Source organism: Streptomyces sp. NPDC031670 (assembly GCF_055580545.1).
The window spans coordinates 33,968-59,604 of the sequence record NZ_JBVILC010000007.1 but is presented as its reverse complement, the minus strand read 5'-3'; the positions used below and the strand labels follow the sequence as shown (position 1 = coordinate 59,604).

The following is a 25,637-nucleotide window of genomic DNA, read 5'->3' as shown; positions in this document are numbered from 1 at the left end:
ATGTAGCGCACACGGCTGTGAGCCACGTTCGTGTGCCGGGTCTTGTTCCTCAACTGGAACACCAGAAAGCCATTACACGGACATCAGCGACAGATCCTCCTCCGGGAGCCAGCTGTTGGGGGGCAGATCAAGCCACCCGGCCGCCTGTCCCATCCGCCGGGCGACCTCCCGCAGAACCCCCAGACCCGGGTGGGTCAGCCCCTTGCGCCACACCAGCGACACCGGTGACAGCGGTACGGGAGCGGTCAGCGGCCGGAGCACCATTCCCGGTATCTCCAGGAAGTCCGTGCTGACCAGCACCGACCAGCCGCGTGCCAGCACCACCCGGGCGAACTCCTCCTTCCCGGAGATCTCCGGGAACGGAGCGGCCAGTTCCGCACCCCGCCCGGTGAAGAGACGCATGGCCAGATCCGTCCACTCGGCCGTGGCCGGATTGCCCGCCCCCGCATAGAGCGTCTCCCCCGCCAGCGCGTCCACGGGCACCTCCGCGAGCCGCGCGAGGCGGTGGCCCTCGGGCAGCAGCACCGCCATCCGCTCGTAGCGGACCGGCTGGTGCGCCAGGCCCGCGAGCACCGAGGGGCCGAGCCCGGCGACCCGGCCGAAGGAGACGTCGAGGCGCCCGGCGAGGATGTCGGCCGCGGCCCCGGTGAGCCCGCTGAGATACCGCGCCACGAACTCCTGCCCGGGCGCCGCCTCCCGGGCGCGCGTCAGCACCCGGTGGCCGGTGCCGACGGGAGCGCTGATGTCGACGAGCAGCGGCCGGGCCTCCATCGCCCAGGCCGCCCGCAGTTCGTCGTGGGCGGCGAGCACCCGGCGCGCGTACGGCAGCAGCCGCTCACCGTCGGCGGTGAGCTCCACCGCGCGCGTGGTCCGCACGAACAGCTCGGCGCCCAGGTCGCGTTCGAGCCGGCGCACATCCCGGCTGAGCGCCTGCTGGGCGACGAAGAGCCGGGCGGCGGCCCGGGTGAAGTGCAGCTCTTCGGCGACGGCGGTGAACGCGCGCAGCAGCCGCGGGTCGATGTCCTGGGTCACGACGGCAGTCAACCGTACGGCCGTTGACAACGGAAGTGCGTAAATGGCCTCTGATCAGGTGTTGGACGGCCGCGCCCCGGTCCGGGGAGGCTCGGGACATGCCGCAGATCATGACCGTCTCGGGTTCCACCCTGGTGCTCGCCGGGCCCGCTCCGTACGAGCGCGCTCCCCGCGGGCCACGCCGCACGGCGCCCGGGAAGACCGCCCGGACCGCCCCCTACCGCAGCCTCTTCGCCGTCCCCGGCGCCCGCGCCTTCACCCTGGGCAACCTCATCGCCCGGCTTCCCATGGGCATGTTCAGCGTGAGCGCCGTGATCATGATCGCCGGGGCGCGCGGCTCGTACGCCCTCGCCGGGGCCGTCACCGCCACCGGACTGGCCGCGACCGCCCTGGTCGCGCCGTGGACGGCCCGGCTGGTCGACCGCCACGGCCAGGCCCGTATCGCCGTGCCCGCCACCGCGGTCGCGGTGCTCGGCTCGCTGGCGCTGCTGCTCTGCGTCCGCCTCGGCGCGCCCGACTGGACGCTCTTCGCCTCCTACGTCGCGACCGCCACCACCCCCAACACCGGCGGGATGTCCCGGGCGCGCTGGGCGCACGTCCTGCGCGGCGACCCGGCGGCCCTGCACACCGCCAACTCCTTCGAACAGGCCGTGGACGAGCTGTGCTTCATGCTCGGCCCGGTGGCCGCCGCGTTCCTGTGCACGGCCCTGTTCCCGGAGGCGGGGTCGCTGGCCGGCGCGGTGCTCCTGATGACGGGCGTGCTGATCTTCTCGGCCCAGCGCGCCACGGAACCGCCGGTGGCCCCGCGCGCCGCCGCCGCCCGCTCCCCGCTGCGCTCCCCCGGCCTCGCCCCGCTGCTCGGCGTCTTCCTCGCCACGGGCGCGGTGTTCGGCTCGATGGAGGTGGTGACCCTGGCGTACGCGTCGGGGCTCGGCCACGGCCCCTCGGGCGGGGCGGTGCTCGCGCTCCAGGCGGCCGGGTCGGGGGCGGCCGGGCTGGTCTACGGCTCGGTGCGGCCGGCGCGTTCGGTCGCCCGGCGGCTGCTGGTGTGCGTGGGCGCGATGACGGCCCTGATGTGCCTGCCGCTCCTGGCGGCGACCACCGGTTCGCTGGCCGTACTGGCCGGCGCGCTGCTGGCGGCCGGGGCGGCGACCGCGCCGACCATGGTCACCGGGATGACCCTGGTCCAGCGGCTCACGCCCGAGGGCCGGCTGAACGAGGGGATGACCCTCGCGGTCACCGCGATCCTGGGCGGTATCGCGGCCGGCTCGGCGACGGGCGGCTGGCTGACCGACCACGCCTCGGCAACGACGGCGTACCTCGCCCCGGTCTGCGCGGCGGGTCTCGCGCTGGTGGCGTGCGCGGCGGGCCCGGCGCGGCGGCGCTGAGGGGGAGCGGTCCGTACCGGAAAACGACGAGGGCCCGGCCGCTCAACGCGGCCGGGCCTTCGCCTCAACATGGGAAAGTGGAGATGGCGGGAATCGAACCCGCGTCCAACGGTGCTGAATCAGGGCTTCTCCGTGTGCAGTTCGCTGCGCTTTTCTCGGCCCCGGAGATCACGCGAACAAGTCTCCGACGGGCTCAGCCACTGTTTGATTTCCTTCTGGGTCCCGTGGCCGGGCTCAGAAGTTTAGATCCCTTGATGATGCCAGGATCCGGGTCGGGATCACCCCCGGGCTGACACTTCGCAAGTCGCTACTTAGGCAGCGAGGGCGAAGGAATCGCGCTTGGTGTTGGCGATTATTGGTTGCGACATATGGTTAACGAGATCATTGCCGCTTCCTCGACACGCTTCCCCTGCTCCGACATCCGCTGTCGAAACCGATCATCCCCATGTTTTGTTAACAAGGTGCTCCGCCCCGGGGGGCGGCGCTGATGCCATGGTACGCGACGCGGACCGTGGCTCGCCAGGACATTTACGCCCGCTGCCGCCGCCGGGCCGCCGCGACGGCACGGTTGGTCTCCCGGGTGTCCTGCTTCTCCCGCAGCGTCTGGCGCTTGTCGTACTCCTTCTTGCCCTTCGCCAGCGCGATCTCGATCTTCGCCCGGCCCTCCTTGAAGTACAGGACGAGGGGCACGATCGTGTGACCCGACTCCTGCGACTTGCTCGCCAGCTTGTCGATCTCGGCGCGGTGCAGCAGCAGCTTCCGCTTGCGCCGCGCGCTGTGGTTGGTCCAGGTGCCCTGGGCGTACTCCGGCACATGGACGTTGTGCAGCCAGGCCTCACCCTGGTCGATCTGGACGAACCCGTCGACCAGCGACGCCCGCCCCTGGCGCAGTGACTTCACCTCGGTGCCGGTGAGCACGAGACCGCACTCGTAGGTGTCGATGATGAGGTAGTCGTGCCGCGCCTTCTTGTTCTGCGCGACGAGCTTGCGCCCGTTGCCCTTGTCCTTCTCTTTTGCCTTAGCCATAGTGCGGCCATTTTCGCACTACGACCGCCCCCCGAGGCCACTCAATACCGCCTCGGCCCGCTCCTGGGCCCGCTCGGTGACCGGTACGTCCGGAGTGATGCCCTTCCCGTCGACCGCGTGGCCGGCCGGGGTGCGGTAGTGGCCGACGGTCAGCTCGGCCACCGAGCCGTCCGGCAGCTCGGTCGGCATCTGGACCGAGCCCTTGCCGAAGGTGCGGGAGCCGACCGTGACGGCCCGGCCCCGGTCCTGGAGGGCGCCGGTCAGCAGCTCGGCCGCGCTCATGGTGCCGCTGTCGACCAGGACGACCAGCGGGCGGGCGGCGGCGCCGGCCCGGTCCGCGTAGAGCGCGCGCTGGCGGCCGTGCACGTCGTACGTGGCGACCAGGCCGCCGTCGAGGAAGGCGGAGGCGGCCGAGGCGGCCTCGGTGACCAGGCCGCCGGTGTTGCCCCGCAGGTCGAGGAGGACGCCGGCGCCGCCGGGGACCGCGCGGACCGCCCTGCGCACCCGCTCGCCGGAGCCCTTGGTGAAGGCCGCCACCTTGATCATCACATCGCCGCCCGGCAGCGCGCTCACCGTCACGGTCTCGGTGGTGAGCTCGGCCCTGCGCAGCGACTCGGTCCAGGTCCGCCCGGCCCGGTCGAGGCCGAGCACGACCCGGCTGCCGGCGGACGCGCGGTCGCCGCGCAGCAGGGCGACGACCTCGGTGACCGGCAGCGCGTCGAGCGCGCGGCCGTCGATCGTGACGAGCCGGTCGCCCGCCCTGATCCCGGCGCGGGCCGCCGGGCCGCCCGGCTGGAGGCGGGTCACCTCGACGCGGCCGTCGGCGGTGCGCCTCGCCCACAGGCCGACACCGGTGTAGCGGCCGTCGAGGGCGTTCTCGAACTGCTCGTACGCGCTCGGGTCGTACACCGCGCCCCAGCGGTCGCCGCTGCGGCTGACGGCCTCGGCCGCCGCCTGGGTGCCGGACTTGCCGTCGGCCACCGCCTGGGCGGCGGCCCGTGCCACGTCAGCGGCGCGGTCGCGGGGCTCGACGGCGGAGGCGGGCAGGGCGTGCAGCGGGGGGCGGCGCTCCTCGGCCTGCGGCAGCGAGCCGGTCACCGCGGCGGTCGCCAGGACCGAGACGAAGACCAAGGTCAGAGTCGCCCCGCGGCGTACTCCGCGGGACCTGGGACAGCTGTCCGGACCTGACATGGCGTCGAGTCTAGGACAACGCGAGGGCGCCGCAGGGGCTGTTGCTCCCACGGCGCCCGGGGCGCATCTCACACTCCGACGAACCCGCGTCACACCTTCAGGTACTTGCGCAGCGCGAAGAACGCGGCCAGCGAGGGCATCAGCACACTCGCGGCGAGCACCAGCGGCAGCTTGGCGAGGACCGCGTCCCAGCCGATGAAGTTGATCAGATTCAGCTTGTGCGACAGGTCGAGACCGTGGTCGATCATGAAGTAGCGGCCGACGATCAGCATCCCCGAGGCGGCGATGCCGCCGAGCACCCCGGCGAACGCGGCCTCCATGATGAACGGCGCCTGGATGTAGAAGCTCGAAGCGCCGACCAGGCGCATGATGCCCGTCTCACGGCGTCGGCTGAACGCCGAGACCCGGACCGTGTTGACGATCAGCATCAGCGCCACGACCAGCATCACCGCCATGACCAGGACCGCGGCCACGTTCATCCCGCCGAGCAGGCTGAACAGGTTCTCCAGGATGCCCTTCTGGTCCTGGACGGACTGCACACCGTCGCGCCCGGCGAAGGCGGTGGCGACCACCTTGAACTTCTCCGGGTCCTTGAGCTTGACCCGGAACGACTCCTGCATCTGGTCCGGCGTGATCGAGCCGGCCATCGGCGAGTCGCCGAACTGCTCCTTGTAGTGCTTGAACGCCTGGTCCGCGGACTCGTACGTGACGGTCTCGACGATGTCGAGCTTCTTCAGGTCGGCCTCGATGTCCTTCTTCTGCTGGGCGGTGACGGCGCCCTTGGAGCACTTGGCGACGGACTCGGCGTCGGCCTTGTTGCAGAGGAAGATCGAGACGTTGACCTTGTCGTACCAGTAGCCCTTCATGTTGTTGACCTGGTCCCGCATCAGCAGCGAACCGCCGAACAGGGCCAGGGACAGGGCCACGGAGACGATGACGGCGAACGTCATGGTCAGGTTGCGGCGGAGACCGACGCCGATCTCCGAGAGTACGAACTGCGCGCGCATGGCGACTGGTTGGGCCTTTCCGTGCTGGTCGTGCTTCCGAGCTCGATGCTCAGCGCATCAGTGCTGGTAGCCGTAGACGCCGCGCGCCTGGTCACGCACGAGACGGCCCTTTTCGAGCTCGATAACACGCTTGCGCATCTGGTCGACGATGTTCTGGTCGTGGGTCGCCATGATGACGGTCGTCCCGGTCCGGTTGATCCGGTCCAGGAGCTTCATGATGCCCACGGAGGTCTGCGGGTCGAGGTTGCCGGTCGGCTCGTCCGCGATCAGCAGCATCGGCCGGTTGACGAAGGCCCGCGCGATGGCGACGCGCTGCTGCTCACCGCCGGAGAGCTCACCGGGGCGCCGGTCCTCCTTGCCGCCGAGTCCGACCAGGTCGAGCACCTGGGGCACGGCCTTCCTGATCTCCCCGCGCGGCTTGCCGATGACCTCCTGGGCGAAGGCGACGTTCTCGGCCACGGTCTTGTTGGGGAGGAGGCGGAAGTCCTGGAAGACGGTCCCGAGCTGGCGCCGCATGTGCGGCACCTTCCAGTTGGAGAGCCGGGCCAGGTCCTTGCCGAGGACGTGCACCTGCCCCTGGCTGGCGCGCTCCTCGCGCAGGACGAGTCGAAGGAAGGTCGACTTTCCGGAGCCGGAAGAACCGACGAGGAAGACGAACTCGCCCTTCTCGATGTCGAGGGAGACGTCCCGCAGAGCGGGGTGGCTCTGCTTGGGATATGTCTTGGAGACGTTGTCGAATCGGATCACGGTGCACCACGGTCGCCGGGAATAGGTGTGCGTGACACTACGCGAACCGGCCTTGGCCGTGCAGGCACCGTTCGGGGATGTTCCGGGGATGCGCCTTATGTCCTGTTGACGGCGGCCTCCGGACCCCCTCACGGGGGCAGAATCCGGCGGGGCGCGCCGAAACGCGCGCGAGCTGGCACAGTGGTAGGGGGAACGGTTGCGTTTCCCTGAGCGTTGTGCGGAGCAGTAGGTGCCTACAGCGGCTCCGCCGCGCGGGAGGAGGAAAGCGCATGACCTACGACCGCTTGGTGTGCGCGAACTGCGCGGCGCCGGTCAGCGAGGGCCGTTGCCCCGTATGCCGGGCCAACCGCGCGCGGCTCCAGCAGGAGGGCCCCTGGGGCGGCCTGAGCCCGGCCGCCCTGGTGACGCTGCTCGTGGTGCTGGTGGCCGCGTTGGCGCTGCTGGCCCACCAGACCGTGTGACGTCACGGCCCGGAGCCTCACAGCTTTGAGGGTTCACGGCTTTACGGTTTTACGGCTCACGGTTTTACGGCTTTACGCAGTGGGGCCCGGGGTGCGAGATGCACCCCGGGCCCCACTGTCGTTCTACGTGACGACTACCGTGCGTGACGCCTAGGCGATGTTACGGCCACCGACCAGCCGCGGCATGAAGCGGAAGCCGACGCCGCCGGCGATCATCGTCGCGGCACCGAGCAGCAGGAACGTGGTCTCGCCCGCACCGGTCTCGGCGAGCTCCTCCTTGGGCTTGCCCTGCTCGACCGGCTTGGAGCCACCGCTGTCCGGGGTGGTGTTGTCCGGGCAGCTGGCCCCGTCGAGGGAGACGGTGCAGGTGCCGCCGGTGCTGCCACCGGTGCTGCTGGAGCCGCCGGTGGCGGAGGAGCCGCCGGTGGAGCCGCCCGTGGCGGACGAGCCGCCGGTGGAGCTGCCGCCGGTGGCCGAGGAGCCGCCGGTGGACGAGGAACCGCCCGTGGCGGACGAGCCGCCCGTGGTGGAGGAACCACCGGTGGACGAGCTGCCACCGGTCGAGGAGGAGCCACCCGTGGTGCTGCTGCCGCCCGTGGAGGAGGAGCCACCGGTGGACGAGGAACCGCCCGAGGTGGTGGTCGAGCCGCCCGTGGAGGACGTACCGCCCGTGGACGAGGAGCCGCCCGTGGCGGACGAGCCGCCGGTGGACGAGCTGCCGCCGGTCGACGTGGTGGAGCCGGACGAGCCGCCGATGTCGGCGCCGCCGATGCCACCGGTGGAGGAGGTCCCGCCCGTGGACGACGTACCGCCCGTGGAGCTGGTGCCGCCCGTGGAGGACGTACCGCCCGTGGACGAGGAACCGCCCGTGGCGGACGAGCCACCCGTGGACGTGGTGCCGCCGGTGGTCGAGGAACCGCCCGAGGAGGACGAACCACTGGTGGAGGAACCACCCGTGTCGGCGCCGCCGATGCCACCCACCGTGCCGGTGGTGCCCTCGGACTCGCCCTGGACGCCGAGGCCGACGTCCACACCGCTCTTGTCGGCCTCGGCCTTGGCGCTGATGCCGCCGATGTTGACGTCGACACCGACGGCCTGGGCCGCCCCCGCGGCGGTCAGGGACGCGCCCGCCGCGATCACCGCGCCCGCGGCTATCCGTGCAAAGCGGACCCGCGTCATTTTCGTCATCTGGCTGCTACCCCCAGTAGCTCAAGTGTCATGGAGCAGCGTCCGGGGGCCGCGGGGACCGGGGGGATACGTTTCTCCGTCGCCCCCGCCACACGCGCCCCGGAAATACGCATGCCGCGCGTCACCCTTCCGCACTTCCGAGAATGACGTCAAGGCCGTTGCGTACGGAATGCCCGGAATGGCGTGACTTGCCCGTCGTACGGAGTTGCGACTGTGACGTAAAAAGGGAACTGCCGCTCAGTGAACGGCAGTTCCCTTGTCGACAAAGCCCCGAAAGGGCGGTCGATTACTTCTCCTGCTGCTTGCGCCAGCGAATTCCCGCTTCGAGGAATCCGTCGATCTCGCCGTCCAGAACGGCCTGCGGGTTGCCGACCTCGAACTCGGTGCGCAGGTCCTTGACCATCTGGTACGGGTGCAGGACGTACGAGCGCATCTGGTTGCCCCAGGAGCTGCCGCCGTCCTTGAGGGCGTCCATCTTGGCCTGCTCCTCCTGGCGGCGGCGCTCAAGGAGCTTGGCCTGGAGGACGTTCATGGCGCTGGCCTTGTTCTGGATCTGCGAGCGCTCGTTCTGGCAGGAGACGACGATGCCGGTCGGCAGGTGCGTGATGCGGACCGCGGAGTCGGTCGTGTTGACGCCCTGGCCGCCGGGGCCGGAGGCGCGGTACACGTCGATGCGCAGCTCGCCCTCGTCGATCTCGACGTGGTCGCTGGACTCGACGACCGGCAGCACCTCGACGCCCGCGAACGAGGTCTGGCGGCGGCCCTGGTTGTCGAAGGGCGAGATCCGCACCAGGCGGTGGGTGCCCTGCTCGACGGAGAGCGTGCCGTACGCGTACGGCGCCTTCACCACGAAGGTGGTCGACTTGATGCCGGCCTCCTCCGCGTACGACGTCTCGTAGACCTCGGTCGAGTAGCCGTGGCGCTCGGCCCAGCGCAGGTACATGCGCTGGAGGCGCTCGGCGAAGTCCGAGGCGTCGACGCCGCCGGCCTCGGCACGGATGTTGACCAGGGCCTCGCGCTCGGCGTACTCGCCGGACAGGAGCGTCCTGACCTCCATCTCGTCCAGCGCCTTGCGCACCGAGACCAGCTCGGCCTCCGCCTCCGCGAGGGTATCCGCGTCGTCCATCTCCTCGGCGAGCTCGAAGAGCACGCTGAGGTCGTCGATCCGGCCGCGCAGCGTCTCGGTCTTGCGGACCTCGGCCTGGAGGTGCGAAAGCTTGCTCGTGATCTTCTGGGCGGCCTCCGGGTCGTCCCACAGGGACGGCGCGGCGGCCTGCTCCTCAAGCACGGCAATGTCTGCCCTCAGCTTGTCGAGGTCCAGGACGGCCTCGATCGACCCCATGGTCGAGGAGAGGGACTTCAGCTCTTCGGATACATCGACGACTGCCACGGGTCCAGCGTAACGGCTGTGCGCAAGGACGTTTCCCCCGCGCCGTGCCACGGGCTGACGGGCCCGGGGCTACGGGGCCGGAGCCGAGTGCTTGGAGTCCTGCGGGGGCTTGTCGTCGCCGCCCGAGGTGGCGAGCCAGCCGCCGACGGCCACCGCGGCCGTCAGCACCACCGCCGAGGCGCCCAGGATGAGCCGTCGGCGGCGCAGCTGGTCCGCCCGGTGCCGGGCCGAGCCCGGGCGCGGGGTGCCCGCCGGGCGCGGGGCGCGGGCGGTGCCGAGGGGGCCGCCGGCCAGTTCGTCGGGGCCGGGGACACGCATGCTGGTGTGGGTGTCGCGGTTGGAGTCCAGCGGGGCGCCCGGGACCAGCGGCACCGCGCCCCGGCGGGGTCTGCCGGAGGGGGCCGCGGGCTCCTCGTACACCGACTCCTCGGGCTCCTCGGAGTCCGGCTCGTCCACGTCCAGCGGCGGCATCCCCGCCACCAGTGGCAGCAGCTCGCGCAGCCGGGCGGAGAGCTCGGAGGCGCGCAGCCGGGAGGCCGGGGCCTTGGCCAGGCACTGGACCATCAGCTGCCACAGCTCGTCCGGGATGCCGGGCAGCGGCACCACGGTCTCGGTGACGTGGCGGCGCAGGACCGCGCCGGGGTGGCCGCCGCCGAAGGGGGTGAAGCCCGCCAGGAGCTCGTACAGGACGGTCGCCAGGGCGTAGATGTCGACGGCCGCCCTCGGCGGCAGGCCCTCGACGATCTCGGGGGCGAGGTAGTCGGGCGTGCCGATGATGCGGGTGGCCTTGGTGCGGCGCGGGGTGTCGATCAGCTTCGCCACACCGAAGTCGGTGAGGAGCGCGGGGTGCGCGCCGCCGGGGCCGAGCGGCCCCTGCATGTCCAGAAGGATGTTCTCGGGCTTGACGTCGCGGTGCACGATCCCGGCCGCGTGCGCGGCGGCCAGACCGTCGGCCACGTCCGCGACGATGGCCACCGCCGCCTCGGGCGCGAGCCGGCGCTCCCGGTCGAGCCGGGTGCGTACGTCCGTGCCCCTGACCAGGTCCATGACCAGGGCGAGGTCGTTGCCGTCGACGACCAGGTCGCGTACGCCCACGACGTTCGGATGGTCGAGGCCGAGCAGCGCGGTGCGCTCCTGGACGAAACGGCCGACCAGCTCCTGGTCGGCGGCGAGGTCCTCGCGCAGCAGCTTGATGGCGACGGGCCCGTCCGGGCCCTCGCCGAGCCACACCGTGCCGGCGCTGCCCCGCCCCAGGATCTGGTGGGCGGTGTACCGGCTGCCGATATTCCGTGCCAAGACTGCTCCCTCAGCGGCTGGCTGTGCACGCCGAGGCTACGCGGCCCGGGGGGCAACCTTCACTTCCGAGGGGGAATTCACCCCCTGGAAGTCGACAAATCCATGAAGTCGGTGGTCGGAACGCCTTACTTGCCGCCGAGTTTGCCGATCCAGCCCGACACCTTGTCGATGGCGTCGCCGATCGCCTGCCAGTAGCTCTTGCCCTCCGCCACCCAGTCCTGGAGCGGGGTGAGCTCCCAGACCAGCCAGCCCGCCACGAACAGCAGGACCAGGGTGAACAGACAGCCCTTGAGGCAGCCGAGACCCGGGATTCGCATGGGGTTGGCGGTGCGCCGGCGCGGCTCACGGGGCTCGCGCGGCGCGGGGGCCTGCGGCTGCTGGGGCTGCGGCGGCGCGTACTGCTGGCGCTGCTGGTGCTGGGGCGGCGGCGCGTACTGCTGGTGCTGCGGGGGCTGCGCGTACGGCTGGTGCTGCTGCGGCTGCCGGTACTGCTGGGGCTGCTGGGGTGCGTACTGCTGGGGGTGTTGCTGCTGGGGACGCTGCTGGGGCTGGGGCTGCTGTGCCTGGCGGTGCGGGCGGCGGCGCAGCGGGTCCTGCTCCGGGTCCAGGTACTGCACCTGCGTCTGCTCGTTGCGGTCGCGGGCCGCCTGGAGCTGGGACTGCCAGGGGTGCGGCTCCTCGGGCCGGTCGGGGCCGCCCTGGGGGCCGAACCGGTTCTGGCCCTGCCCCACCGGCGGCAGCACGGCCGTCGGATCGGGCGCGCCCCGGCCCGGCAGGACGGCGGTCGGGTCCGCGGCTCCGGGGGTGTTCGGCAGGTACGAGGTGGCGGCGTTCGGGTCGTACGAGCCCGTGTTGGTGGGCAGCACCTGGGTCGGGTCGGCCGCGCCGGGCGTCTCGGGGACGGGCGCGGGCGCCGGGTCGGGCGCGAGCAGCACACCGACGCCGTCGGCCGCCTCGACCTGGGCCGGGGTGGAGTGCACCCCGATGCCGTCGGCCACCACGCGCAGGGCGCGCGCGAGGTTCTCCGCGCTCGGCCGCTCGTCCGGGTTCTTGCGCAGACAGCGCTCGATGACCGTCCACAGCGGGGCGGGCACGGTGGTGGGGCGGCGCGCCTCCTCGCTCAGATGCCGGTGCAGCACCTCCAGAGCCGTGCCCCCGGCGAACGGCGGACGCCCGGTGACCAGCTCGTACATCAGGATTCCGGCGCCGTAGACATCGACGGCGGAGGTCTGCGGGCGGCCCTCGGCGGACTCCGGCGCCACATACGCGGGCGTGCCCACGAACTCGTGCGTACGGGTCAGGCCCGGGGAGTCCGCGAGGCGCGCGATGCCGAAGTCGGTCAGCATCGGGTGCATGGCGCCGTCGCGCTCGTCGAGCAGGACGTTGGCGGGCTTCAGGTCGCGGTGGACCACCCCGTCGGCGTGGCTCGCGGCGAGCGCGTCGGCGATCTGCGCGGTGAGCAGGGACGCGGCGACCGGCGTGAAGGGCCCGTTCTCGCGCAGATAGCGGTGCAGGTCGGGTCCGTCGACCAGGTCCATGACCAGGGCGAGCAGATCGCCCTCGACGACGAGGTCGCGGGTGCGCACGATGTTGGGGTGCGTCAGGCGCAGCAGCACCGACCGCTCGCGCAGGAACCGCATCACGACGTCGGCGTCGTTGGCGAGCTCCTCCTTCAGGACCTTGATCGCGACGGTCTCGCCGGGCTGGCCGGCCACGGCCGCCTCGGCGCCCGCCGCCTCACGCTGGCGGGCGCGCCAGACGGTACCCGTGGCACCGCGTCCGAGCGGCTCCTCGAGCAAGTACTTGCTGCCTACCGGCCGCACGTCATGCGCTCCCTGCTGGTCTGGCTGATCCGGGTCTCCTCGGGTGTCCCCCGAGCCGCCCACTGTAGTGCCGACGGCTGTCACCACGGCTTCGGCCGCGGCCGTGGCGGCGCGGGCCCGCACGCTCCCGCTGTTCGAAGGGAAGACGCCGGCGTCGTACGGAAGGTTGCCGAAACCTCCGTGCCGAAGTGGGGCGAACGATTCCACCGGGGTGCGCAACCGGCCACTTTGCGGCCACATTTGCGTCGAGAGCCGATCATTCAAGATCACTTGGAGGTGGGTGGCGGGCGTGTTGTCAGTGGCAGGTGCGAGGATGCCCTCAGCACGACATGTGTGCCTGGTGGGGGGAATCACAAGGGCCTTTCCCTCCGTGCCCGGCACCCCCGCGCAGAAGGGACCGCCGAGGCGATGCAGATCCGGCTGACCGTCCTCGCGCCGCGCAGCGGCCACGCTGCGGCGCGCGCCTGCGACGTGCTCGTGACCGCGCCCGCCGGGACCGCCCTCGCGGCCGTCGCCTCGGGCCTCGCCACGGCCGCGTCCGGCTCCGAGGTGTCGAGCACGGTCGTGCTCTACGCGGGCCGCGAGCGGCTCGACCCCCAGCGCCGCGTCCTGGGCGAACCGCCCCTGGTGGACGGCGCGGTGCTGTCCCTCTCCGCCCCGGCCGACTCCTCGACGTACGCCTACGAGGAGCACGAGGAGGCCGCCCGGGCGCGCCTGTGCGTGGTGGCGGGGCCGGACGCGGGCGGTGTCCATCTGCTGCACGGCGGCCAGATCCGCGTCGGCCGCTCGGCGGACGCGGACGTCCCGCTGGACGACCCGGACGTCTCCCGGCTGCACTGCGCGGTCACCGTCGGCGAGGGCGGCCGGGTCTCGGTGGCCGACCTGGGCTCGACGAACGGCACGCGCGTGGACGGCGCCCCGGTCGGCCCGCATCCGGTGCGGCTGCCGGTGGGCGCGCTGCTGCGCCTCGGGGAGTCCGCGCTGCGCCTGAGCACCGGGGCGCCGTCCCCGCAGCCGCTGCCCACGACGCCGGACGGGGAGGGCCACATCCGGGTGACCCCGCTGGCCTCGCCGGAGCCCGCCCCGGCCGCGCCCGGCCCGGGCTCCGCCGCCAGGGTGCCGTCCCCGCGCGCGTCGAGCGAGCCCGGCCCCGCCGTGCCCGGCCCGACGACCCACGGCACCGGAAGCGCACCCGTGCCGCACGGCCACGGTCCCGCTGCCTCCATGGAGAGCGGCGGGCTGCCGCACGCGCGGGGCGCCGACGAGACTTTCCGGGAACCGGGACCGGGGCGTACGGAAGGCGGCTTCGGTACGTATGGCGGTGCGTCCGGGGTTGTGGGCGGTGAGGGCCCGGCCCGGGGCCATGCCCCGGCGGGGGGTCAGGGTTACGGCCCTGGTCCGGGTGGTGAGACGTACGGCTCCGGGCCCGGGGGCCAGGGTTACGGCCAGGGGCCGGGGGCTGAGGCGTACGGACCCGGTCCGGGCACTGAGGCGTACGCACCCGGGCCGACCACTCAGGCGTACGGCCCCGGGCAGGGGAATGGGACGTACGGACCTGGACCGGGGAATGAGGCCTACGGACCCGGACCGGGCAGTGAACCGGGCAGTGAGACGTACGGGCCCGGGCCGGGCAGTGAGGTCTATGGGCGCGGGCCCGGGCCCGCTGCCAGTCGGCGGGTCGGGACGCCGCCCCGGGGGACGCGGCTGCCCGAGGACGTCGAGCACGCGCGCGCGGACGACGGGGCAGCGTCCCGGCGGCGCGGCGGGATCGGGGCCTGGGCGCGGCGGCTGACCGGCGGCCGGCCCGAGTCCGGGTACGAACCGGCGCCGCCCGAGGCCGCCGCCGCTGCCCTGCCGGGCAGCGCCCCGCCCGCGCCCGAGCGATGGCCCGACCCGGCCGCGCTGCTGCTGACCGCGCTCGGCCCCGGGCCGAGGCTGTGGGAGCGCCGCCCCGGGCACCCGGAGGAGCTGGCGATCCGGGTCGGCACGGCGGACCGCGGCGAGCTGGCGGCCGTGCCGGTGACCGTCGGGCTGCGGGAGGCGGGCTCGCTCGGGCTCGCCGGGCCCCGCGCGCGGCTGAACGGGCTGGCGAGGGCGGCCGTGGCCCAGCTCGCCGCGCTGCACGCGCCGACGGACCTGGAGATCGTCCTCATCAGTACGGAGCGTGGCCGCAGCCTCCAGACGCGCACGGCGGAGTGGGGTTGGCTCGGCTGGCTCCCGCATGTGCGCCCCGGGCACGGCCAGGACTGCCGGCTGCTCCTGGCGTACGACCGCGAGCAGGCCACCGCCCGTACGACCGAGCTGGTCCGGCGCCTGGACGACAGCCCGCTGGGGCCCGGCTGGGCGTCCGCCGACGCGGAGGCCGTCGCCGACGCCACCCGCCGCTACTCGGGTCCGTACACGGTGGTGATCGTCGACGGCGATCCCGGCTCGTCCGTGCTGCGCGAGACGACGGCCCGGCTCGCCTGCGCCGGGGGCGCGGCCGGCATCCATCTGCTCTGCCTGGCCGAGACGCCGGCCGCCTCGCCCGTATCGCCGGTGGAGGCGACGTACGAGTCGGCGTGCGCGGTCTCGCTCCCGTTCCGCGAGTGCGGGGCGGCGGCGCTGCTCAGCGGGGACGTGGCGACGGCGCTGCGGCTGCTGCGCACAGCGGGCGGGCGTCCGGCCGGGCACGGCACGCTGGCGGTGGTGGACGCGGTGTCGGTGGCCTGGGCGGAGCGCTTCGCGCGAGCGCTTGCGCCGCTGCGGGCGGGCGACGGCACGACGGCGCCCGGCCGGCCCCCGGTCGCGCTGCCGCCCTCGTCCCGGCTCCTCGACGAGCTGGGGCTGGCGCGGGCCACCCCGGCATCCCTGATGGCGCGCTGGGAGTCGGCGCCGGACGGCGCCGCGGTGCTCGGCGCCGGGCCGCGCGGCCCGGTCGGCGTCGACCTCGTCTCCGACGGACCGCATCTGCTGGTCGAGGGCCCGGCGGGCAGCGGGCGTACGGAGCTGCTGCGGGCGGTCGCCGCGTCGCTGGCGGCGGGGGCACGGCCGGACCGGCTGGCGCTCGTCCTGGTCGACGGGGCGGGCGGCGAGCGCGGCGAGGGGCTGCGCCCCTGCACCGAACTCCCCCATGTCTCCACCTACTTGGTGGCCTCGGACCCGGTCCGGATGCGGGAGTTCGCGCAGGCGCTGGGGGCGGAGCTGAAGCGGCGGTCGGAGCTGCTGGGGGAGCTGGGATTCACCGAGTGGCTCGCGCGGCAGGAGCCGGGGCAGGAGTCCGAGGAGGTGGCGGGGCGGGTGGTGAGCCCCCGGCCGCCGGCCCCCGGTGAGCAGCAGGCCGAGGGGGACACCCAGTCCACGAGCACGCTGCGGCTGCGCCCGCTGGGGCGTACGCGCACGGAGGCGGGGCCGCCGCCGCTCGCGCGCCTCGTCGTCCTGGTCGACGACTTCGACGCGCTGCTCGCGCCCGCTCTGGGCAGCCCCGGGCGGCCCGCCGCGGGGTCGGTGGTGCGGGCGCTGGAGGCGGTGGCGCGGGACGGGGAGCGGCTGGGGGTCCACCTGGTGGCGACGTCGGCGCGCCCGGAGCGTACGGCGGAGACGGAGCTGGCGCGCAGGGCCCGGCAGGTGGTGCGGCTGGACGCGCCCCCGCCCGTCCCCTCGCCGGAGGAGCCGTCGCCGGGGCGGGGGCGGCTGTTCGGCGCGGACGGCTCGGTGACGCCGTTCCAGGGCGGCCGGGTCACCGGCCGGATACCCCGCACGGCGACGCTGCGGCCGACGGTGGTGCCGCTGGAGTGGGAGCGGATGGGTGATCCGCCGGCCCGGCGTCCGGTCCGGGAGCTGGGGAACGGGCCCACGGATCTGGCGTTGCTGGCGAGTGCGTTGGAGAGGGCGGGGCGGGTGGTACAGGCGACGGCCCCGGCGGGACTGTAGCCCCGGGGCCGCCCCCGCCCCCTTGTCGGAGCCGCACCCCGATCCCCCTCGGGACTGCGCCCCGGCCCACCACCCCACGGGCTGCGCCCGGACTCCTCGGGGCTGCGCCCCGGGCTGCCTTCATTCGTCCGCGGACCGTGCTGGGTTGCTCGCGCAGTTCCCCGCGCCCCTGGGGGGTCGGGGCCTGCGACCCCTGTCCCGCCCCGGGCGCCGCAGGCGCCTTCAGGGGCGCGAGGAACTGCGCGACCACCCACAGACGACCCGCAGACGACCACCGGACCCTGAAGGGGCGCGAGGAACTGCGCGACCAGCCACCACCCGCCCGCAGACGAACCCCGGGCCAAAGCCACCCCACCCCACCCCACCCCCCGCGACCTGACCTGACGTCACGACCCCATCACGATCACCCACTTGACACCGATCGCGCTATTGCGGGCCCCCCGCACCCGGCGTAGGACTGTCCGGACGGGACGACCTCGGCGAGCGGGAGGCGGCAAACTCATGCGTACGGGACGGAAGTTGGTCGGAATGGCCATCGTCGGGGCGCTCGCCCTCACCGCCACCGCCTGCGGGGACGACAAGAAGCACGCCGAGGAGAAGCCGGGGCCCAGCAAGTCCGGCACGGCGGCCACCGTCGCCCTCCCCCGCCTGGACGGGCAGAAGATCGAAGTGGCCGCCGTGTGGACCGGACCCGAACAGGCCAACTTCGTCAAGGTGCTGAAGGAGTTCGAGAGCCGTACCGGCGCCACCGTCACCTTCGTCCCCGCCCAGGACCCCATCGTCAACTTCCTCGGCACCAAGATCGCCGGCGGCAGCCCGCCGGACGTGGCCATGCTGCCCCAGGTCGGCGCCATTCAGCAGGCCGTGCAGAAGAAGTGGGTCAAGCCCGTCGGCCCGGAGGCCAAGGCCCAGCTCGCCAAGAACTACAGCAAGGTCTGGCAGGACCTGGGCGCGGTCGACGGCACCCAGTACGCCGTGTACTTCAAGGCCGCCAACAAGTCCCTGGTCTGGTACAACACCAAGGTCTTCGACACCGCCGGCGCCCAGGTCCCCAAGACCTGGAAGGACTTCCTGGCCACCGCCGACACCATCTCCGCGTCCGGCGTCACCCCGGTCTCCGTAGGCGGCGCCGACGGCTGGACCCTCACCGACTGGTTCGAGAACATCTACCTCTCCCAGGCGGGCCCGGAGAAGTACGACCAACTGGCCAAGCACCAGCTGAAGTGGACCGACCCGTCCGTGAAGGACGCCCTGACCACCCTCGGCCAGCTCTTCGGCAAGCCCGACCTCATCGCGGGCGGCGCGACCGGCGCCCTGCAGACCGAGTTCCCCGCCTCCGTCACCCAGACCTTCACCGGCGGCGACCAGCCCAAGGCCGGCATGGTCTTCGAGGGCGACTTCGTCGGCATCAACATCGCGCAGACCAGCGCCAAGATCGGTACGGACGCGAAGGTCTTCCCGTTCCCCGCCGTCGGCGCCAAGGCACCCGTCGTCACCGGCGGGGACGCGGCCGTCGCGCTCAAGGACACCAAGGGCGCCCAGGCCCTGCTGACCTGGCTGGCCTCCCCGGACGCCGCCAAGGTCTGGGCCGCGGCGGGCGGGTACATCTCGCCCAACAAGGCCACCGACCTCGCCGCGTACCCCAACGACGTCCAGCGCGACATCGCCAAGGCGCTGATCGCGGCCGGGGACGATGTGCGGTTCGACCTGTCCGACCAGGCACCGCAGTCCTTCGGCGGTACGCCGGGCAAGGGCGAGTGGAAGGACCTCCAGGACTTCCTGAAGAACCCCAAGGACGTCGGCGGCGCCCAGGCCAGGCTGGAGGCCGACGCGGCTGCGGCGTACAAGAACTGATCCGGCCATGACCACCGCGCCGGTTCCGTCACCCGCCTCACCCCCGTCACCACCGTCACCCCCCGCCCCGTCCGCCCCGCCCGGCCGCAGGAGCCTCAGGAGCGTCACCGGTACGCGTGTCTATCTCGCCGCCGGGTTCCTGCTGCCCGCGCTCGTCCTGCTGGGCGCGCTGGTGGTGTATCCGATCGGGTACTCCGTCTACCGCTCGTTCTTCGACCGGTCCGGGGACGGCTTCGCCGGGATCGACAACTACAAGACGCTCTTCACCGACGACACCATCCTGAAGGCCGTCGAGAACAACGCGATCTGGGTGGTCTGCGCCCCCACGATCGCCACCGTCCTCGGCCTCGTCTTCGCCGTACTGACCGAACGGGTGCGCTGGGGAACGGCGTTCAAGCTGATCGTCTTCATGCCCATGGTGATCTCGATGCTCGCCGCGGGGATCATCTTCCGGCTGGTGTACGAACAGGACCCGGACCGGGGCGTCGCCAACGCCGTCTGGGTGGGGGTGCACGACACCTTCGCCGAGTCGGCGGGTTTCCCCCGGGCCCGTCCGCTGCCCGCCGCCCCGCTGCGGCCCGGCGGCGACGGCACCTTCGTGACGAAGGACGCCGTCCACGCCGGGCAGAGCGCCCTGCTGCCGCTCGTCGGGGTGGCCGCCGAGAAGATGCCGTCGTCCGCGAAGCCGGCGAGGCCCGCCGCCGCCGAGCCCGGCGAGATCACCGGTACCGCCTGGCTCGACTTCACCAAAGGAGGCGGCGGCGCCCCAAACACCGTCGACTCCAAGGAGCTGGGCCTCAAGGGCCTCAAGATCGAAGCCGTACGGGACGGCCGGGTCGTGGCGAGCACCACCGCCCGAGCGGACGGGACCTTCACCCTGCCCGCCAAGGCGGACGGCGCCCGGCTGCGGCTGCCCCGGAGCAACTTCCGCGAGCCGTACAACGGCGTGAACTGGCTCGGCCCGGCCCTCGTCACCCCCGCCATCATCGGCTCGTACATCTGGATGTGGGCCGGGTTCGCGATGGTGCTCATCGCGGCGGGGCTCGCGGGACTGCCGCGCGAACTCCTGGAGGCGGCACGGGTGGACGGGGCCAACGAGTGGCAGGTGTTCCGGCGGGTGACCGTGCCGCTGCTCGCGCCCGTCCTCGCCGTGGTCCTGGTCACCCTGATGATCAACGTGCTCAAGATCTTCGACCTGATCTTCATCATCGCGCCCGGCTCCAGCCAGGACGACGCGAACGTACTGGCGCTCCAGCTCTACCGCTCCTCGTTCGGCACGGACGCGGACCTCGGCGTCGGCAGCGCGATCGCGGTCCTGCTGCTCGTCCTGGTCATACCGGTGATGCTCTTCAACATCCGCAGGATGCGGCGGGAGGCCAGGCGATGAGGACCGACCGCGCCGGGACCAGCCCCTGCCGGGGGTCCGGGGGTCGCCCCCCGGGACAGCACAGCAACATTCGCAGGATGCGGCGGGAGGCCAGGCGATGAGGACCGACCGCGCCGGGACCAGCCCCTGCCGGGGGTCCGGGGGTCGCCCCCCGGGACAGCACAGCAACATTCGCAGGATCCGGCGGGAGGCCAGGCGATGACAGTCGTGGGGGTCGTCAAGGCCAAGCAGTCCCTGCCCGCCCGGCTCGCCTCCCGGGCCGGAGGCGGCGCGCTGCGTGTCTTCCTGGTCCTGGTGGGGCTGTTCTGGCTGATGCCGACCGTCGGGCTGCTGCTGTCCTCGCTGCGCGGCTCCTCGGACATCGCCGCCAGCGGCTGGTGGAAGGTCTTCACCGAGCCGTCCCAGCTGACCTTCCACAACTACTCCAGCCTCCTGGACAACAGCACGATCACCGACTCGCTGCTGTCCACCGTGATGATCACCGTGCCCGCGACCGTCCTGGTCGTCGTCATCGGCTCGTTCGCCGGATACGCCTTCGCGTGGATGGACTTCCCGGGCCGCGACTGGTGGTTCATGGTCGTGGTGAGTCTGCTCGTCGTCCCCGTCCAGGTCGCCCTCGTCCCCGTCGCCAAGCTCTTCGGCAAGATCGGCATCTTCGAGACGACGGTCGGCGTGATCACCTTCCACGTCGCCTTCGGCCTGCCCTTCGCGATCTTCCTGCTGCGGAACTTCTTCGCGGAGATCCCCCGGGAGCTCCTGGAGGCCGCGCGGCTCGACGGGGCGGGCGAGGTACGGCTGTTCACCCGGGTCGTCCTGCCGCTGGGCGGCCCGGCGATCGCCTCGCTCGGCATCTTCCAGTTCCTGTGGGTGTGGAACGACATGCTGGTGGCGCTGATCTTCGCGGACTCCAAGCACCCGCCGATCACGGTCGCCCTCCAGCAGCAGGTACGGCAGTTCGGCAACAACATCGACGTCCTGGCTCCCGGCGCCTTCGTCTCCATGGTCATCCCGCTGGCCGTCTTCTTCGCCTTCCAGCGGCAGTTCGTGTCGGGAGTGATGGCGGGCGCCGTCAAGTAGCCCGCCGGAACAGCACGGAAGGGCGGTCCGGAAGGGCAGCCCGGAAGCATGGTCCGCAAGGACTGCCGCGACGCAGGTCAGAGGCCACGTCAAGCGTGCGCCGCGGCTTCACCCCGGCCACCCCCATGGCGTAACCCGTTCGCGCAGTCCGCCGTTCTACGGGCCATGCCCCGGTTCAGCGTGATCGTTCCCGTGTACGAGGTCCAGGCCTATCTCCACGACTGTCTGAGCTCGGTGCTCGACCAGTCGTACGACGATCTGGAACTGATCGTGGTGGACGACCGCTCGCCGGACGCGTGCGGCGCGATCATCGACGAACACGCCGCCCGCGACCGCCGCGTGCGTGCCGTGCGCCTGGACACCACCGTGGGCCCGGGCCCCGCCCGCAACGCCGGGCTCGCCCGCGCCACCGGCGACTACGTGCTCTTCCTCGACGGCGACGACACGCTCACCCCGGGCGCCCTGCGGGCCGTCGCGGACCGGCTCAAGGAGACCGGCGACCCGGACGTGCTGGTCTACGACTACGCGCGGACGTCCTGGTCGGGCGAGCGGGTCCGCGACACGGCCGCCGCCCGGCTCACCGAGACCGGTCCCGCCACCCTCCGGCTCACCGAGGCCGGTCCCGCCACCTTCCGGCTCTTGGACCGGCCGGGGCTGCTCGGCCTGCCGAGCGCAGTGGGGAACCAGGCGTACCGCCGCGAGTTCATCGAGGAGCAGGGCTTCGGCTTCCACGCCGGCTGCTACGAGAACGTGCCCTGGACCTGTACGGCGCTGATGGCCGCCGAGTCCCTCGCCACCCTGGACCGGGTCTGCGTCCACTACCGCCGGCGCCGCCGGGGCGGCGTCCTGTCCACCGCCGGCCGCCGCCACTTCGACCTCTTCGAGCAGTACGAGAGGGTGTTCGCGTTCCTCGACACGCGCCCCGAACTGGCTCCGCTGCACCCGCTGATCTTCCGGAAGATGGCCGACCACTTCCTGGCCGTTTTCACCTCCCGGGTACGGCTGCCGCGCGGCAGCCGCGCCGAGTTCTTCCGGCGTGCGCGCGCCCAGTACCGCCGCCACCGCTCCCCCGGCGGTGGCCCGCGCCCCCTCGGCGTCCGGGTGCGGCACGGCCTGGTCCGGCTCGGCGCCCGCCGCACCTTTCTCGCGCTGGGGGCGCTCAGCACCGTGCGCGCCCGCGCGGGACGCTCGCTGCGCGCGCTCGGCCGCTCCGTGCGCTCCGGAGTGCTTCAACTGCACTACCGGACGCAGCTCTGTCTGCCGGTACGGGAGGAGGCGGTCTTCAGCGCGTACGGATACGGGGGGTACGCCTGCAACCCGGCCGCGATCGAGGCGACGGTGCGCGAGCTGGTGCCCCGGGTGCGCACCACCTGGGTGGCGGCGCCCGCCCACCTGCACACCGTGCCGCCCGCGACCAGGAAGGTGGCGCCGGGCACCTTCGCGTACTGGACGGCGCTGGCCCGTGCCAAGTACCTGGTCAGCAATGTGGAGTTCGACGGCCGGCTGGTCAAGCGGGCGGGTCAGGTGCTGCTCCAGACCCATCACGGCACCCCGCTCAAGACCATGGGCCTGGACCTGATGGACCGCCCGGCGGCGGCCGGGGACACCGACTTCGCCGAACTGCTCGACCGCAGCAACACATGGGACTACCGCCTCTCCGCCAACCTCCACTCCACCCTCGTCTGGGAGCGCGCCCGCCCTTCGGGCTGCACCACACTCGAATACGGCCATCCGCGCAACGACGTCTTCCACCGGGCGGGCGCCGCCGACGTGGCCCGGCTCCGCGACGGTCTGGGCATCCCCGCCGGAGCCACCGCCGTCCTGTACGCGCCGACGCACCGCGACTACCGGCGCGGCCAGCACCGCCCGCTGGACCTGGAGCGGGTGGCCCGCGCCCTCGGCCCCGAGTACGTGCTGCTCACCCGCGCCCACTTCAGGTACGGCGCGCCACTGGCCGAGGACGCGCACCCGCGGATCATCGACGTGAGCGGGCACCCGTCGGTCGAGCAGCTGTGCCTGGCCGCCGACGCGCTGGTCACCGACTACTCCTCGGTGATGTTCGACTACGCCAACCTGGACCGTCCGATCGTCATCCACGCCGACGACTGGGAGGCCTACGAGGCGGCCCGCGGCACCTACTTCGACGTGCGGGCCTTCCCCCCGGGCGCGGTCGCCCGCACCGAGGACGAGCTGATCGACATCTTCTCCACCAGCCACTGGCGCGGCTCCCGCTCGGCGCAGCTGAGGGCCGCGTTCCGGGCCAGGTTCTGTCCGTACGACGACGGGCACGCGGCGGAGCGGGTGGTGCGCCGGGTCTTCCTGGGCCAGGACGCCGACCGGCCGCCGGTGGTCCCGCCGGCGGACCGCCGCCCCGCGCCCCCGGCGGCCCGGGTCGTCGACCGGCTGACGACGGGCTGCTGATCGGGTGATCGCGACGGGATGCCGGTGCGGATCACCACCCCCACGGAACCGATGATCCGTGCGCACCTTTCCTCCGCCCGGTCCCGCCCGGCTTCCGGCACCCCGGCGCGTCGCCGCCCGTCCCGCCGACGCGCCGTCGCCGAGGCCCGCCTGGCGCGTCACGCCGTACTTCGTGCTCGGCGGGGTGTTCTGGGTCGTGATGTCGGCGGCGGCCTGGCGGGTGCCGTTCTGCTGCGACCTGGGCACGCACGCCGCCGTGGTGGAGCGGTTGAGGGCCGATCTGCTGGCCCCCGCCCACCCGATGGCGGACCTGCCGGGCGCGGGCAGCCCGTACTTCTCGCCCTACTCCGTGGTCCAGGGTCTGTTCGCGCACCTCACCGAGCTGCCCGGCCGGGTGGTGGTGCGGCTCTTCGGGCCGGTCAACCTGCTGGTCCTGATCACCGGGCTCGGCCGCTTCACCCGGCTGTTCTCCTCGCGCGCGTGGGCGCCGGTGTTCGCGCTGGTCTTCTCGGCGGTGCTGTGGGGCACCGCGGTGACCTGGTGGAGCGGGTTCCTCGGCCTGCTGTCGATGACCGGCAACCTGTCCTACCCGAGCACGTTCGCCATCGGGCTCACCTTTCACATCTGGGCCCTGGCGGGCCGGCTGACGGAACGTTCTTCCCGGACTGCGCGGTGGCGGGCGGCCCCGCTGGAGTACACCGCGCTCGGCGTGCTCACCGGCGTGGTGGTCCTCATCCATCCGATCACCGCGATCGCCGCGGTGATCGGCACGGCCGGGCTCGTCCTCGCGCGGAAGGGGGCGTGGAGCCGCGCGGCGGCCGTCCACTGGGCGCTGGCGGGGGCGGGCGCGCTGGCGGTGGCGGTGACCTGGCCGTACTGCGACATCTTCACACTCGTCGGCGACACCGGCATCGATTCCATGCACAGGGCCCTGTATGAAAATCTGACCGGGCGTTACTGGCTGGCGGCCCTGCTCGGCGGGCCCGCCCTGCTGCTGCGCCTGCGCCGCGACCGGCGCGACGCACTGGCCCTGATGACGCTGCTGTTCGCGCTGGTCGTCCTGTACGGCTGGGTCAGCGGCCACTACACGTACGGCCGGCTGCTCGCCGTCGCCCCGGTGCCCGCGCAGGTCGCGCTCGCCGTCGAACTGGCCCGGCCGCGCCCGTGGCCGGTGGCGCGGCGCGTGCTGGCCCCGCTCGCGGCGGCCGGGGCGTGCCTCGGGTTCGTCTGGGCCCAGGCGGGCGCGGTGGCGCCGGGTCTGGGCGTGCGGGGCGTGGAGCGCCCGCCGAACTGGGCCACGTACGGCTGGGCCGCCCAGCACATCCCGCCCGGTGAGACGGTTCTGGCGGACGGGTACTACGTAGTGCGTTCGCTGCCCGGGTACGGGCCCTTCCTGGTGGCGCCGGTCTGGCCCGATCCGGCGCTCGCGGAGTCCGAACGGCTGCGCCGCAAGGCGGACGTGACGCGCTATCTGTCCCCGTCGACGTCCCGCCACGCGCGCGCGGCCATCGCCCGGCGCTACGGAGTGCGCTGGCTGCTGCTCACGCCGCGGGAGCACCTCCCCGAGGAGGCGGTGGTGGTCGCGTTCAGCCCGCGCAGCGGAGAGGTGCTGGCCCGGGTGGCGTACTGAGCGGTCCGCCGCAGGGGGCGGCCGTCCGGGGACCGTCCGGGGCGGGGCGTGCGGCCCGCGCCCGGGGGAAGGCTCAGCCCGTCGCCTTCAGGGCCGCCACCGCCGAGGTCGCCAGATCGTCCAGGTAGCCCTTCGGCAGATCGCCCCGGACCACCACCAGCCGCCAGTACAGCGGCCCCACGATCAGGTCGAGGGCACGGTCCGGGTCGGCGCCCTCGGCGAGCTCGCCGCGCTCCACGGCCTCCCGTACGACGACCGCCGCGACGCCCTTCTGCCCGTCGAGCAGCGCCTCCTTGATGGCGTCGGCGATCTCGGGGTGCCGGACGGACTCGACCAGCAGGTCCGGGATCACCTGGGAGGCGACCGGGTGGCGCAGGGCGAGCGACGCCACCGCCAGCAGCGCCCGGATGTCCCCGTACAGCGAGCCCGTGTGGGGCACCGGGAGGCCCTGGGCGGCGAACGCGGACACCAGGTCGAGGACCAGGCTCAGCTTGGACTTCCAGCGGCGGTACACGGCCGTCTTGCCCACTCCGGCGCGGCGCGCGATGCCCTCGATCGACATCCGGGCGAACCCGACCGCCGCCAGCTCCTCGAACACGGCCTTGCGGATGGCCTCGGTCACGTCCGAGCGCAGCACGGCGGCACCGGCCGGGGCGCGGCGCTGGGGTTCGGCGGGGGCCGGGGCGTCCGAGTTGGTCATGTCTTGAGCATAGCGATAGGACGAGACGGTTGCGTTGCGACGTAGTGGCGTCCTACTCTCACCGTTACGACGATACGGACCCGTCCCGTCGTAACCGCAGGTTCACC

18 protein-coding genes and 1 other RNA gene are annotated in these 25,637 nt (G+C 72.9%); 8 read left to right on the top strand and 11 right to left on the bottom strand.

Annotated elements, in window-relative coordinates; all coding sequences use genetic code 11:
• Positions 1 to 72: 72 nt before the first annotated feature.
• On the bottom strand, positions 73 to 1,032 hold the full coding sequence (locus ACZ5ID_RS15385; RefSeq protein WP_468897564.1) for a LysR family transcriptional regulator: 960 nt from the start codon (positions 1,030 to 1,032) through the stop codon (positions 73 to 75).
• A 98-nt stretch (positions 1,033 to 1,130) separates the two neighbouring features.
• On the opposite strand from ACZ5ID_RS15385, the gene ACZ5ID_RS15380 reads away from it, so the two are divergent.
• Entirely contained in the window at positions 1,131 to 2,420 is a 1,290-nt protein-coding gene (locus ACZ5ID_RS15380) for an MFS transporter (protein WP_468897562.1), read from the top strand.
• 75 nt (positions 2,421 to 2,495) lie between these two features.
• On the opposite strand, the gene ssrA is transcribed toward ACZ5ID_RS15380, so the two are convergent.
• From ssrA to ftsE, 5 genes are all read right to left on the bottom strand, one after another.
• Positions 2,496 to 2,865: a transfer-messenger RNA gene (gene ssrA / locus ACZ5ID_RS15375) on the bottom strand.
• An 83-nt stretch (positions 2,866 to 2,948) separates the two neighbouring features.
• The gene (gene smpB / locus ACZ5ID_RS15370) at positions 2,949 to 3,446 is read right to left on the bottom strand and encodes an SsrA-binding protein SmpB (RefSeq protein ID WP_358833510.1); all 498 of its coding nucleotides are present in this window, start codon (positions 3,444 to 3,446) and stop codon (positions 2,949 to 2,951) included.
• A gap of 18 nt (positions 3,447 to 3,464) precedes the next feature.
• Positions 3,465 to 4,637: a S41 family peptidase gene (locus tag ACZ5ID_RS15365; RefSeq protein ID WP_468897560.1), complete on the bottom strand. Its 1,173-nt coding sequence runs from the start codon at positions 4,635 to 4,637 to the stop codon at positions 3,465 to 3,467.
• Between the two features lie 89 nt (positions 4,638 to 4,726).
• Positions 4,727 to 5,644 (bottom strand): permease-like cell division protein FtsX, encoded by a 918-nt coding sequence (ftsX, locus tag ACZ5ID_RS15360; protein WP_358833508.1) that lies wholly within the window; start codon positions 5,642 to 5,644, stop codon positions 4,727 to 4,729.
• A gap of 57 nt (positions 5,645 to 5,701) precedes the next feature.
• Positions 5,702 to 6,391, bottom strand: a complete 690-nt coding sequence (gene ftsE, locus ACZ5ID_RS15355; RefSeq protein WP_361381581.1) for a cell division ATP-binding protein FtsE — start codon at positions 6,389 to 6,391, stop codon at positions 5,702 to 5,704.
• Between the two features lie 269 nt (positions 6,392 to 6,660).
• Between ftsE and ACZ5ID_RS15350 the strand changes: the two genes are divergently transcribed.
• Entirely contained in the window at positions 6,661 to 6,852 is a 192-nt protein-coding gene (locus tag ACZ5ID_RS15350; RefSeq protein ID WP_406553190.1) for a hypothetical protein, read from the top strand.
• Positions 6,853 to 7,002: 150 nt separating this feature from the next.
• Here ACZ5ID_RS15350 and ACZ5ID_RS15345 read toward each other — a convergent pair whose 3' ends face one another.
• The 4 genes from ACZ5ID_RS15345 to ACZ5ID_RS15330 form a co-directional block, all read right to left on the bottom strand.
• A complete protein-coding gene (locus ACZ5ID_RS15345) occupies positions 7,003 to 8,040 on the bottom strand; it encodes a hypothetical protein (RefSeq protein WP_468897559.1) in 1,038 nt (345 codons plus the stop codon).
• 286 nt (positions 8,041 to 8,326) lie between these two features.
• Entirely contained in the window at positions 8,327 to 9,430 is a 1,104-nt protein-coding gene (gene prfB / locus ACZ5ID_RS15340) for a peptide chain release factor 2 (protein WP_358833505.1), read from the bottom strand.
• A gap of 69 nt (positions 9,431 to 9,499) precedes the next feature.
• Entirely contained in the window at positions 9,500 to 10,726 is a 1,227-nt protein-coding gene (locus tag ACZ5ID_RS15335; RefSeq protein ID WP_468897557.1) for a serine/threonine-protein kinase, read from the bottom strand.
• A gap of 125 nt (positions 10,727 to 10,851) precedes the next feature.
• Entirely contained in the window at positions 10,852 to 12,549 is a 1,698-nt protein-coding gene (locus tag ACZ5ID_RS15330) for a serine/threonine-protein kinase (RefSeq protein WP_468897555.1), read from the bottom strand.
• A gap of 408 nt (positions 12,550 to 12,957) precedes the next feature.
• Here ACZ5ID_RS15330 and ACZ5ID_RS15325 point away from each other — a divergent pair, with 408 nt between their 5' ends.
• The 6 genes from ACZ5ID_RS15325 to ACZ5ID_RS15300 all read left to right on the top strand — a co-directional run bounded on the left by ACZ5ID_RS15325 (position 12,958) and on the right by ACZ5ID_RS15300 (position 24,830).
• Positions 12,958 to 16,461, top strand: a complete 3,504-nt coding sequence (locus ACZ5ID_RS15325; RefSeq protein WP_468897553.1) for an FtsK/SpoIIIE domain-containing protein — start codon at positions 12,958 to 12,960, stop codon at positions 16,459 to 16,461.
• A 528-nt stretch (positions 16,462 to 16,989) separates the two neighbouring features.
• Positions 16,990 to 18,315: an ABC transporter substrate-binding protein gene (locus ACZ5ID_RS15320; protein WP_468897551.1), complete on the top strand. Its 1,326-nt coding sequence runs from the start codon at positions 16,990 to 16,992 to the stop codon at positions 18,313 to 18,315.
• A 7-nt stretch (positions 18,316 to 18,322) separates the two neighbouring features.
• Positions 18,323 to 19,702: a carbohydrate ABC transporter permease gene (locus tag ACZ5ID_RS15315; protein WP_468897550.1), complete on the top strand. Its 1,380-nt coding sequence runs from the start codon at positions 18,323 to 18,325 to the stop codon at positions 19,700 to 19,702.
• A gap of 198 nt (positions 19,703 to 19,900) precedes the next feature.
• Positions 19,901 to 20,779, top strand: a complete 879-nt coding sequence (locus tag ACZ5ID_RS15310; RefSeq protein ID WP_468897549.1) for a carbohydrate ABC transporter permease — start codon at positions 19,901 to 19,903, stop codon at positions 20,777 to 20,779.
• A 165-nt stretch (positions 20,780 to 20,944) separates the two neighbouring features.
• The gene (locus tag ACZ5ID_RS15305) at positions 20,945 to 23,200 is read left to right on the top strand and encodes a bifunctional glycosyltransferase/CDP-glycerol:glycerophosphate glycerophosphotransferase (protein ID WP_468897547.1); all 2,256 of its coding nucleotides are present in this window, start codon (positions 20,945 to 20,947) and stop codon (positions 23,198 to 23,200) included.
• Positions 23,201 to 23,258: 58 nt separating this feature from the next.
• On the top strand, positions 23,259 to 24,830 hold the full coding sequence (locus tag ACZ5ID_RS15300) for a hypothetical protein (RefSeq protein WP_468897545.1): 1,572 nt from the start codon (positions 23,259 to 23,261) through the stop codon (positions 24,828 to 24,830).
• A 73-nt stretch (positions 24,831 to 24,903) separates the two neighbouring features.
• Here the strand turns inward: ACZ5ID_RS15300 and ACZ5ID_RS15295 are convergent, their stop codons facing one another.
• Positions 24,904 to 25,530 carry a TetR/AcrR family transcriptional regulator gene (locus ACZ5ID_RS15295; protein WP_468897543.1) on the bottom strand — a complete coding sequence of 209 codons (627 nt, stop codon included), beginning with the start codon at positions 25,528 to 25,530 and terminating at the stop codon, positions 24,904 to 24,906.
• Positions 25,531 to 25,637 lie beyond the last annotated feature (107 nt).